Here is an 11,389-nt window from a genome sequence, read left to right on the forward strand (position 1 = left end):
TCTGTGGATAATCTGTTCGGTACTATCTGAAACCCGCGCAGGTCGTGGCTTGAGAAGAATTGATCAAAAAATAATCAAATTGAATCGGTGGCCTTCTGATTCATGATTATCAAGGTCTTGAATCGCTTATCCACAATCCAATCGCTGCGCTTTCGCGTTTTGCCCACAAACTCTGTTGGTGTTTCTGTGGGTAAGGTGTACGGAGTCTTCTGTAGCCCTACAGTCATGGCGCCTTGGTGGATTTGACCAAAAAATGATCAGCCATTTCCCCTGACATTTATGCCAGTAGGCAAACCTTCCTGTGACCGCTACGGTATTCCTGCCAGCTCATACCTGTGGATAACCTATGGCAACTTATTTACTGACGACAGATCTACAGCGCTCGGTGTTGCCAAGTCTGCACGCTTATTCACCCTACGGCTTCCGGAAAACCAGCCCAGCACCCGTCCTGGCTTTTGGTGGCTGGCACGTACCGGTCAAAATGTAGTGAAGCGCAGAGCCGCTTTTCGGGAAGCAGCTACCAATCGGGGGATGGAGAGTGGCGCTACTCATAGCGAGTTGCCCCATTTCAGCAGGGTTGCAAACCAGCAATTCCTCTTTACAGGGGGCACTGGTACTGCAGCGCAGCTGTACGCTGCGATCTCTGGTCTGAGCCCGGCCTCTCAGACGGCAACGGATGTACTGGGCTTGTTCAATGCAGGCACTAATCTGAGCGGCGGATACTTTGGCAACTACGTGTCAGCCAGTGACCTGGTCAAGTACCTGTGGCAATACCCGAGGGAAATCCCAGGAGTAGCTCTGGAGACGGTCATGGATGTCACGATGTTGGATGAGATGCTATCTAGCGTAGGCCGCGCATTTACATATGTAGGGCGAGGGGTTGCAGCAGCTGCGGCCAGGATAAGGTCTTGGAGGACGGGCCCCTATGACGTCCCTGAATAGCAGTGATTTACAGTGATTTGGGCAAGCCTGACGCGCTCCGCCCAAAGCAGGCAGAGCGTTGTCAGGTGGCGGGTGATTCTTACTGCGCCTGCACTTCCTTCAGGTACGGCGCCGGCTCCGCTCCCAGGTTGTTCAACACCCGCTGGCTGTACCAGTCGATGAAGTTGACCACGCCAAACTCGTAAGTCTTCGAGTACGGCCCAGGCTGGTAAGCGGTGGAGTTGATCCCACGCTGGTTCTCTTCGGCCAGTCGACGGTCCTGGTCGTTAGTGGCGTCCCACACCTTGCGCATGTTTTCCGGGTTGTAGTCCACACCTTCCACAGCGTCCTTGTGCACCAGCCACTTGGTGGTGACCATGGTTTCCTGGGCACTGATCGGCCATACGGTGAACACGATCATGTGGTCGCCCATGCAGTGGTTCCACGAGTGCGGCAGGTGCAGGATGCGCATCGAGCCCAGGTCCGGGTTCTTGATGCGACCCATCAGTTTCTGGCAGGCCTGCTTGCCGTCCATGGTCATCGACACGGTGCCCTTGAGCAGCGGCATGCGCACGATACGGTTACGCAGGCCATGGCTCTTGTGCAGGTAAGGGATCTTCTCGGCTTCCCAGGCGGCGGCAGAGGCGGCCACGTGGTCCTTGAATTCCTGGCTGGCGCGCGGGTCGTTGGTGTCGTCCCATTCCAGCAGGGTTTGCAGCAGCTCCGGGTGCGAACCGTTGCAGTGGTAGCACTCGCGGTTGTTTTCCAGTACCAGCTTCCAGTTGGCCTTTTCCATCAAGGTGGTCTGCACCGCCACCTTGGTGTTTTCCATGTCGTACGGTTCCATGTAGTGGTCCAGGGTGGCCAGGAACTCGTCGATGGCTGGCGGGTTCTGCGCCAGGCTGATGAAGATGTAGCCGCCTGCGACCTTCACGTTCACGGGCTTGAGGCCATACTGGTTCATGTCGAAGTCGGCACCCATCTCGGTGCCGGCGAACAGCAGGCGGCCGTCCAGCTCGTAGGTCCACTGGTGGTATGGGCACACCAGCTTGGCCACCTTGCCTTTTTCGCTGACGCACAGGCGTGAGCCGCGGTGGCGGCAGACGTTGTGGAAGGCATGCACCTTGCCTTCGGCACCGCGCACCACGATGATCGGATTCTTGCCGATCTGCAGGGTGATGTAGTTGCCCTTGGCCGGGATCTCGCAGGTCATGCCGGCAATCAACCATTCCTTATGGAAGATTTCCTGCATGTCGATCTGGAACAGACGCTCGTCGGTGTAGAACGGCTGGGGCAGCGAGTAGGTGCGCTCGCGGGTCTGCAGCATCTCGGCGGTAGCCTTGCGTGCAGGTTCAAGTGGATCGCCCAGGCTCAGGGTTGCGGTGACGTCCATCGTGTATTCCTCGGGGCCGTGCGCGGCCGGCAAAAGGTGGCTAATCGTTGTGGTGGTGCCGCAAGGCTGTCGTTGAAAAAACAGCATGTTGTTTTGCCGTGGAGTGTGCGTCCGAAGACGTCGTGAACCGTATCCATGGGCGACATGGCCGAATTGAATAACGACGCGCCAGGCCTTGTGCCACGGGCCTGGTCGCGATAAGCACGTCGATGTCGCAGGCAGGAATGTGCGTCGTGTTCAGCTTGCGCATTATCGCAGCCATAAAAAGGGCCATAGTCGGCCGCTGGAGATGAACATGTCCAATACCTTCCTCAATCCGGTCACTACCCAGACCTGGGCCAATGGCCGCCACATCGTGCGCTGCGTCAAGGTCATCCAGGAGACCTGGGACGTGCGCACCTTCTGCTTCATGGCCGACCAGCCAATCATGTTCTTCTTCAAGCCAGGGCAGTTCGTCACCCTGGAGCTGGAGATCGAAGGCAAGCCGGTGATGCGTTCCTATACCATCTCCAGTTCGCCATCGGTGCCGTACAGCTTCTCGATCACCGTCAAGCGCGTGCCGGGCGGGCTGGTCTCGAACTTCCTGCACGACACCATGCACGAAGGCCTCGAGGTGCCGGTGCACGGCCCTGTGGGCCTGTTCAATGCCATCGACTTCCCTTCGGGCAAGGTGCTGTACCTGTCGGGCGGGGTGGGCATTACCCCGGTGATGTCGATGGCGCGCTGGTTCTACGACACCAACGCCAATGTCGACATGGTGTTCGTGCACAGCGCCCGCTCGCCGAAGGACATCATCTACCACCGCGAGCTGGAGCAGATGGCTTCGCGCATCCCCAACTTCAGCCTGCACATCATTTGCGAAAAGCATGGCCTGGGTGAGCCGTGGGCGGGTTACCGCGGGTACCTGAACCAGCGGCTGATGGAACTGATCGCGCCGGACTACATGGAGCGCGTGGTGTTCTGCTGCGGCCCTACGCCGTACATGAACGCGGTCAAGCGCCTGCTCGAAGCGGTCGGCTTCGACATGGCCAATTACCACGAGGAATCGTTCGGCGCCACGCCGCCGGAGGCCAAGGCCGACGCCGTGGAACACGCCGAGCAGGCGGCCGATGCCCCAGAGCTGGACGTCTCCGACCTCAACCTGGTGGAGTTCATCGGCAGCGAGAAGAGCATTCGCATTGCCCCGGGCGAGACCGTGCATGCCGCGGCAGCCAAGGTTGGCCTGATGATCCCGAAAGCCTGCGGCATGGGCATTTGCGGTACGTGCAAGGTGCTCAAGCTGGGTGGCGAAGTGGAAATGGAGCACAACGGCGGCATCACCGAAGAGGACGAAGCCGAGGGCTACATCCTGTCGTGCTGCAGCGTGCCGAAAGGGGATGTGCGGATCGATTACTGATCCGAAATTGGAGGGCTGCTGCGCAGCCCATCGCGACACAAGGCCGCTCCCACAGGCGATCGCGGTCCCTTGTAGGAGCGGCCTTGTGTCGCGATGGGCCGCATAGCGGCCCCGGCTGTTTCAAGTACGAAACCGCGCTACAAGGCCATTGAGATCCACGGCGAGGCGCGACAGTTCGGCACTCGCTGCACTGGTCTGATGCGCCCCGGTCGCACTCTGCACCGACAGGTCATTGATATTCACCAGGTTGCGGTCCACCTCCCGCGCCACCTGTGCCTGTTCTTCGGCGGCGCTGGCGATCACCAGGTTACGCTCGTTGATTTGCGCCACCGCCCCGGCAATGGTGTCCAGCGCCAGGCCGGCCCCCCTCCTGGCTTAGGGTGCGCATACGCGACTCAAGTTGGCGGTACTGGCCGAGCAACTGGCCGAACTGGTCGAAGGCTGCCTGTTCGTCGTCGGCGCGGATCATGGGCACGTAGGCCTCGCGGGCGCGGTCCATCTGGGCATTGCGCTGGTCGAGCAGGTTCAGGGTATCGCGCTGGGTCTGAGCATCGCGGTTGACTAGCAGGCGGTACGAGAGCGTGCGCATGCGCAGGTTCAGCCCGGTCAGCTCATCCAGAATCTTGATGCTCGGTACGTTGTCCTGCTCGATGACCTCGCCTGCCTGGCGGATGTTGCCCATTTGGACCAGCGAAAAGATGCCGAGGCCGAGCATCAACAGGCCAATCAACGCGAAGCCAAGTAGCGCGCGCGGGGCGATATTCATGTTGCGTAGAGACATGGCAGAAGGGTTCCAGGCAAGGAAGAGGAGGGGTGCTGGAGGTGCGACGAAATGGGACTTGCCGGGCTATTGGACGTGGCCGCCGAGTCTTGAGCGCGGCTGCGAAATAATTATGAGGGCGCTAACCATTTCCTGACCGGCGGTTGACCCAGGTCGGAACAAGGGGGTGGTTCCTCTGTCAATCTGCGGGTCAGCAACCTTGTGAATCCGATATTTAATGGCGATGGGCGGCAGTTTTCTTTATCGTGTGCGCCCCTCGCAACAACCTGAGATAGACCCATGCTGGAAGCTTCCCTGAATCAAATCGAGCAACTGGTCAGCGACCTGATGCAGAAGAACGCTCAACTTGCCGAGCAGAACACCGCCCTTGGCCAGGAACTGGCCCAGGCCAAGGAAGAAAACGAAACCCTGCAGCTGTCGCTGATGGAGCAGGAAGAAAAGAACGGCGCCACCGCCGCACGCATCCAGGCCCTGGTTGAGCGCGCCAGTGCGGGCGTTGTCGGCGCATGAGATTGCAAGAGCAGCCGATCAATGTCGTGTCGATTCTCGGCATCGACTATTCGATCAAGGCGCCCGAAGGCCAGGAAGAAACCTTGGCCCAGGCGGTACGGATGCTCAACACTGCCCTTAACGAAACCAAGCGCCAGTACCCGACATTGATCGGTGACAAGCTGTTGGTACTGGCTGCCCTCAACCTTTGCTCCAGGCAGGTCGAGTTGCAGAAAGAACACCAGCAAACCCTGGCGCGCACCCAGGCGCAGATCGACGCGACGGTGGATGCCATCGTCCGCACAATCGCAGAGTCCTGATCGGTCGTTTGGGCGCTACGTGCCCCTTTCGCCACACAAGGCCGCACCTACAGGTTGACCCGACCCCTGTAGGAGCGGCCTTGTGCCGCGATGGGCTGCAAAGCAGCCCCAAGTTCCAGTGCATTGTCCCCAATGACTGGATTAACTGAATACTCAAGTGTATACACTTCTCGCAAAACAATAATGTTGCGGGGGGTAGGGCATGGGTTTCTGGCGCAAGAGCATCCAGTGGCAATTGATAACCAGCATGGGTGGTGCCTTGCTGGCGAGCATCCTGGTGGTGGTCATCATCTTCACCGTGGCACTCAATCGCCTCACCGAGCGTTACCTGATAGATACCGCCCTGCCGGCCAGCATCGAGGCCATCCGCAACGAAATCGAACACATGCTGGGCCAGCCGCTGGTGGCAGCGGCGGACATTGCCGGCAATACCCTGCTGCGCGACTGGCTTGCCGCCGGTGAAGACCCCGCCCAGGTCCCGCAGTTTCTCGAATACCTCACGGCAGCCAAGCAGCGCAACCGGGCGTTCACCACCCTGTTCGTGGCGACCGAAACCGGCCATTACTACAACGAAAATGGCCTGGACCGAACCCTCGACCGCAGCAACCCCAAGGACAGCTGGTTCTACGGCTACGTCGACAGCGGTGCCGAGCGGTTCATCAACATCGATGTCGACGGCTCCACGGGCGAGCTGGCGCTGTTCATCGACTACCGCGTGGAAAAGAACGGCCGGTTGGTCGGCGTGGCCGGTATGGGCCTGCAAATGACCGAACTGTCGAAACTGATCCATGACTTCAGTTTCGGCGAGCATGGCAAGGTATTTCTGGTGCGCAACGATGGCCTTGTCCAGGTGCACCCGGAAGCAGCGTTAAGTGGCAAGCGCCAGCTCGGCGAGCAGCTTGGCGCCCAGGCCGCCAAGGCGGTAATGAGCGGCGGCGCCAGCCTGCGCAGCGGCCGCTTCGAGCGTGACGGCGAACAATACCTGGCCTTTGGCTTGCCTTTGCGTGACCTGAACTGGACCTTGGTCGCCGAAGTGCCGGAAGCGGAAATTTACGCCCCCATGCAACAGGCGGTATGGCTGACCAGCCTGATTGGTGGCGCCGTGGCCCTGGTATCGTTGCTGCTGGTGGTGTTGCTGGCACGCGGCCTGGTGCGGCCGCTGCGGCGCGTCACCGCTGCGCTGGTGCAGATTGGCAGCGGTGCGGGCGACCTCAGCCAGCGCCTGGATGACTCACGCCCGGATGAGCTGGGCGACCTGGCCCGTGGCTTCAACCGCTTCCAGGGCAGCCAGCGCGACCTGATCGGCGAGGTACTGAATACTTCCGAGCGCCTGCACCGGGCTGTGGAGCAGGTGACGCAGGTAGTGGACAACACCGCCGAGCGCTCTGGGCGCCAGCAAGACATGACCGCAATGGTCGCCACCGCCGTGCACGAGATGGGCCTGACCGTGCAGGACATTGCGCGCAACGCCGGTCAGGCAGCTCAAGCGTCGCAGGCGGCACGGGATGAGGCATTGCAGGCGCGCGAGGTGGTGCAGCGGTCGGTCCGGGGCATTGAGGGCATGTCGGGCGACATTGGCAAGGCCGCCGATGCAGTCAGCCAGTTGGCCGATGAAGTGGCCTCGATCGATGAAGTATTGGCGGTAATCCGCAGTATTTCCGAGCAGACCAACCTGTTGGCGCTGAATGCTGCCATCGAAGCTGCGCGGGCAGGGGACATGGGCCGCGGGTTTGCCGTGGTCGCCGATGAAGTACGGACGCTGGCCCGGCGCACGCAGTTGTCCACCGATGAAGTGCAGCAGATGATCCAGCGCCTCAAGCAAGGGGCAGGTTCTGCAGTGACTTCGATGCAGGCAGGGCAACAGGCGACGGGCACCGGTGTGGAAGCGAGCCAGCGTACAGGGGCGTCGCTGGGTGCGATTACTGATCAGGTGGAGCACATCAGCGACATGAACCACCAGGTGGCTACGGCGACTGAAGAGCAGTCGGCGGTGACCGAGGAAATCAACCGCACGGTGCAGGGGATTTCCGATCTGGCGCGGGATACGGCGGCCGAGGTGCAAGGGTGCCGGGAGGAATGTCAGGCGTTGCGTAGCTTGGCTGATGACCTGGCGCGGCAGATGGGTGGGTTCAAACTTTAGTTGGGGGTTGGCCTCTTCGCGGGCTTGCCCGCTCCCACAGGTACTGCACAGCGCTCGAAGGCGGCGGTAACCCTGTGGGAGCGGGCATGCCCGCGAATGCAATCTGTCAGGCGGTGATTATGCTGCGGATATCCGCCGCCAGCTCACGCACCCGCTCTTGCTCGGTATCCCACGAGCACATGAACCGCGCCCCGCCGCTGCCAATAAAGGTATAGAACCGCCAGCCTTTGCCGCGCAGTGCTTCAATGGCGTGCTCCGGCATCTGCAGGAACACCCCGTTGGCCTCCACCGGGAACATCAGCTCGACCCCCGGCAAATCACTCACCAAAGATGCCAGCAGCTGCGCGCACTGGTTGGCGTGGCTGCCATGGCGCAGCCAGGCGCCACCTTCCAGCAGCCCCACCCACGGCGCCGACAGGAAGCGCATTTTCGACGCCAGTTGCCCCGCCTGCTTGCAGCGGTAGCCGAAGTCCTCGGCCAGCTGGCGATTGAAGAACAGGATCGCCTCGCCCACCGCCATCCCGTTCTTGGTGCCGCCAAAGCACAGCACGTCGACGCCGGCCTTCCAGGTCAGCTCCGCCGGGCTGCAGCCCAGGAACGCGCAGGCATTGGTGAAGCGCGCGCCGTCCATGTGCAGGTTAAGGCCCAGTTCCTTGCAGGTGGCGCTGATGGCCTTGAGTTCGTCGGGGCGGTAGACCGTGCCGACCTCGGTGGCCTGGGTGATGGTGACCACGCGGGGTTTGGGGTAATGGATGTCCTGGCGCTTGAGCGCCACTTCGCGGATGGACGCCGGCGTCAGCTTGCCGTGCACGCTGGCTGCGGTCAGCAGCTTGGAACCGTTGGAAAAGAACTCGGGTGCGCCGCATTCGTCGGTTTCGACGTGGGCGGTCTCGGAGCAGATCACGCTGTGGTAGCTCTGGCACAACGAGGCCAGGGCCAGGGAGTTGGCGGCAGTGCCATTGAAGGCGAAAAACACTTCGCAATCGGTTTCGAACAGCTTGCGGAAGTACTCGGCCGCGCGCTCGGTCCATTGGTCGTCGCCATAGGCGCGGTCGTGGCCGTGGTTGGCCTTCTCCATCGCCGCCCAGGCTTCGGGGCAGATGCCGGAATAGTTGTCGCTGGCGAATTGTTGGCTCTTGTCTGTCATGACACTACTGTCCTGTGAACGACGCAGATCAGCACTCTAAACCATCGATTCGGCGGTTGCCTATACAAGCTGTGCAACAGTCGGTTGCTGGGTTGCCTGCGCTGGCCGCTTCGCGGGCATGCCCGCGAACGGGCCGGCAGCAACGGTAAAAAAACGAATGTCGTAAACGCGCCATTGCAAGGCGTGCGCAGGCATCTGACCTACCCCGCCCAGTCATAACATCGCCACAAAGGGCCGCAGTGCCCCACGACAAAAAACGATCGCTGCCGGGAGATACACGATGTTCAGCAAGCAAGACCAGATCCAGGGTTACGATGATGCACTGCTGGCGGCGATGAATGCCGAAGAGCAGCGCCAGGAAGACCACATCGAGCTGATCGCCTCGGAAAACTACACCTCCAAGCGCGTGATGCAGGCCCAAGGCAGCGGCCTGACCAACAAATACGCCGAAGGCTACCCAGGCAAGCGCTACTACGGCGGCTGCGAGCACGTCGACAAGGTAGAGGCCCTGGCCATCGAGCGCGCCAAGCAACTGTTCGGCGCCGATTACGCCAACGTTCAGCCGCACTCCGGCTCGTCGGCCAACGGCGCTGTCTACCTGGCGCTGCTGCAGGCTGGTGACACCATCCTCGGCATGAGCCTGGCCCACGGCGGCCACCTGACCCACGGCGCCAAAGTGTCGTCCTCGGGCAAACTGTACAACGCTGTGCAATACGGCATCGACACCAATACTGGCCTGATCGACTACGACGAAGTCGAGCGCCTGGCCGTCGAGCACAAGCCGAAAATGATCGTCGCCGGTTTCTCGGCCTACTCCAAGACCCTGGACTTCCCGCGCTTCCGCGCCATCGCCGACAAAGTGGGCGCACTGCTGTTCGTCGACATGGCCCACGTGGCAGGCCTGGTCGCCGCTGGCCTGTACCCGAACCCGATCCCGTTCGCCGATGTGGTGACCACCACCACCCACAAGACCCTGCGTGGCCCGCGTGGTGGCCTGATCCTGGCCAAGGCCAACGAAGAGATCGAGAAGAAGCTCAACGCCGCGGTCTTCCCGGGCGCCCAGGGCGGCCCGTTGATGCACGTAATTGCCGCCAAGGCCGTGTGCTTCAAGGAAGCCCTGGAACCTGGCTTCAAGGCCTACCAGCAACAAGTGATCGAAAACGCCCAGGCCATGGCCCAGGTGTTCATCGACCGTGGCTATGACGTGGTGTCCGGCGGTACCGACAACCACCTGTTCCTGGTCAGCCTGATTCGTCAGGGCCTCACCGGCAAGGATGCCGACGCCGCCCTGGGCCGCGCGCACATTACCGTTAACAAGAACGCCGTGCCGAACGACCCGCAATCGCCGTTCGTGACCTCGGGCCTGCGCATCGGCACCCCGGCCGTCACCACCCGCGGCTTCAAGGTCACCCAGTGCGTGGCCCTGGCCGGCTGGATCTGCGACATCCTCGACAACCTCGGTGACGCAGACGTGGAAGCCGATGTGGCGAAGAACGTCGCGGCGCTGTGCGCTGATTTCCCTGTTTACCGCTGAGTGGAGTAAACGACAATGCAACGCTATTCGGGCTTCGGCCTTTTCAAACACTCCCTCAGCCACCACGAGAACTGGCAGCGCATGTGGCGCACGCCGACCCCTAAAAAGGTCTACGACGTGGTGATCGTTGGCGGTGGCGGCCATGGCCTGGCCACGGCCTACTACCTGGCCAAGGAACACGGCATCACCAACGTGGCCGTGATCGAAAAAGGCTACCTGGGCGGTGGCAACACTGCGCGTAACACCACCATCGTGCGCTCCAACTACCTGTGGGACGAGTCGGCCCACCTGTACGAGCACGCCATGAAGCTGTGGGAGGGCCTGTCCCAGGACCTCAACTACAACGTCATGTTCTCCCAGCGCGGCGTGTACAACCTGTGCCACACCCTGCAGGACATGCGTGACTCCGAGCGTCGCGTATCGGCCAACCGCCTGAACGGCGTGGATGGCGAGCTGCTGAACACCGCCCAGGTCGCGGCCGAAATCCCCTACCTGGACTGCTCGAAGAACACCCGCTACCCGATCCTTGGCGCCACCGTGCAGCGCCGCGGCGGCGTGGCCCGTCACGACGCCGTGGCCTGGGGCTTTGCCCGTGCCGCTGATGCCCTGGGTGTGGACCTGATCCAGCAAACCGAGGTGATCGGTTTCCGCAAGGAAAACGGTGCCGTCATCGGCGTGGAAACCAACAAGGGCTTCATCGGCGCCAAGCGCGTCGGCGTGGTCACCGCCGGTAACTCGGGGCACATGGCCAAGCTGGCCGGCTTCCGCCTGCCGCTCGAATCGCACCCGCTGCAAGCCCTGGTTTCCGAGCCGATCAAGCCAATCATCGACAGCGTGATCATGTCCAACGCCGTGCACGGCTACATCAGCCAGTCCGACAAGGGCGACCTGGTGATCGGTGCCGGTATCGACGGCTGGGTCGGTTACGGCCAACGCGGTTCGTACCCGGTGATCGAGCATACCCTGCAAGCCATCGTCGAAATGTTCCCCAACCTGTCGCGCGTTCGCATGAACCGCCAGTGGGGCGGCATCGTCGATACCTCGCCGGACGCCTGCCCGATCATCACCAAGACCCCGGTCAAGAACATGTTCTTCAACTGCGGTTGGGGTACTGGCGGCTTCAAGGCGACCCCGGGTTCGGGCAACGTCTTTGCCGCGAGCCTGGCCAAGGGCGAAATGCACCCACTGGCTGCGCCGTTCTCCATGGACCGCTTCTACAACGGCGCACTGATCGACGAACACGGCGCCGCCGCCGTCGCCCACTAACC

9 protein-coding genes and 2 pseudogenes are annotated in these 11,389 nt (G+C 61.6%); 7 read left to right on the forward strand and 4 right to left on the reverse strand.

The window, feature by feature from the left end:
- Positions 1-1,021: 1,021 nt before the first annotated feature.
- A complete protein-coding gene (gbcA, locus tag AACG97_RS02005; protein WP_009682910.1) occupies positions 1,022-2,314 on the reverse strand; it encodes a glycine-betaine demethylase subunit GbcA in 1,293 nt (430 codons plus the stop codon).
- A 295-nt stretch (positions 2,315-2,609) separates the two neighbouring features.
- Here gbcA and gbcB point away from each other — a divergent pair, with 295 nt between their 5' ends.
- Positions 2,610-3,710 (forward strand): glycine-betaine demethylase subunit GbcB, encoded by a 1,101-nt coding sequence (gbcB, locus tag AACG97_RS02010; RefSeq protein WP_232555057.1) that lies wholly within the window; start codon positions 2,610-2,612, stop codon positions 3,708-3,710.
- Between the two features lie 120 nt (positions 3,711-3,830).
- Here the strand turns inward: gbcB and AACG97_RS27930 are convergent.
- Positions 3,831-4,079: pseudogene (locus AACG97_RS27930) on the reverse strand (methyl-accepting chemotaxis protein); the annotation flags it as partial.
- Positions 4,018-4,491, reverse strand: coding sequence for an MCP four helix bundle domain-containing protein (locus AACG97_RS02015; protein WP_437343449.1), 474 nt, complete (start codon positions 4,489-4,491; stop codon positions 4,018-4,020). The pseudogene AACG97_RS27930 and the gene AACG97_RS02015, both read right to left, overlap by 62 nt.
- A 279-nt stretch (positions 4,492-4,770) precedes the next feature.
- On the opposite strand from AACG97_RS02015, the gene AACG97_RS02020 reads away from it, so the two are divergent.
- The 4 genes and pseudogenes from AACG97_RS02020 to AACG97_RS27940 all read left to right on the forward strand — a co-directional run bounded on the left by AACG97_RS02020 (position 4,771) and on the right by AACG97_RS27940 (position 7,440).
- Positions 4,771-5,001: a hypothetical protein gene (locus AACG97_RS02020; protein WP_009683367.1), complete on the forward strand. Its 231-nt coding sequence runs from the start codon at positions 4,771-4,773 to the stop codon at positions 4,999-5,001.
- Positions 4,998-5,300: a cell division protein ZapA gene (locus tag AACG97_RS02025; protein ID WP_029886391.1), complete on the forward strand. Its 303-nt coding sequence runs from the start codon at positions 4,998-5,000 to the stop codon at positions 5,298-5,300. The genes AACG97_RS02020 and AACG97_RS02025 overlap by 4 nt, the downstream gene beginning before the upstream one ends.
- Positions 5,301-5,547: 247 nt before the next feature.
- Positions 5,548-6,576 (forward strand): annotated as a pseudogene (locus AACG97_RS27935) (HAMP domain-containing protein); the annotation flags it as partial.
- Between the two features lie 135 nt (positions 6,577-6,711).
- Positions 6,712-7,440 carry a methyl-accepting chemotaxis protein gene (locus AACG97_RS27940; RefSeq protein WP_374982013.1) on the forward strand — a complete coding sequence of 243 codons (729 nt, stop codon included), beginning with the start codon at positions 6,712-6,714 and terminating at the stop codon, positions 7,438-7,440.
- Positions 7,441-7,546: 106 nt separating this feature from the next.
- Here the strand turns inward: AACG97_RS27940 and AACG97_RS02035 are convergent, their stop codons facing one another.
- Positions 7,547-8,587 carry a threonine aldolase family protein gene (locus AACG97_RS02035; protein ID WP_054906170.1) on the reverse strand — a complete coding sequence of 347 codons (1,041 nt, stop codon included), beginning with the start codon at positions 8,585-8,587 and terminating at the stop codon, positions 7,547-7,549.
- A 280-nt stretch (positions 8,588-8,867) separates the two neighbouring features.
- Between AACG97_RS02035 and AACG97_RS02040 the strand changes: the two genes are divergently transcribed.
- Positions 8,868-10,121 (forward strand): serine hydroxymethyltransferase, encoded by a 1,254-nt coding sequence (locus AACG97_RS02040; RefSeq protein ID WP_009683372.1) that lies wholly within the window; start codon positions 8,868-8,870, stop codon positions 10,119-10,121.
- Positions 10,122-10,136: 15 nt separating this feature from the next.
- Positions 10,137-11,387, forward strand: coding sequence for a sarcosine oxidase subunit beta family protein (locus AACG97_RS02045; protein WP_003255680.1), 1,251 nt, complete (start codon positions 10,137-10,139; stop codon positions 11,385-11,387).
- The last annotated feature ends 2 nt before the right edge of the window (positions 11,388-11,389 follow it).

It is taken from the genome of Pseudomonas sp. Nvir, assembly GCF_963778085.1.
Classification (GTDB): domain Bacteria; phylum Pseudomonadota; class Gammaproteobacteria; order Pseudomonadales; family Pseudomonadaceae; genus Aquipseudomonas; species Aquipseudomonas juntendi.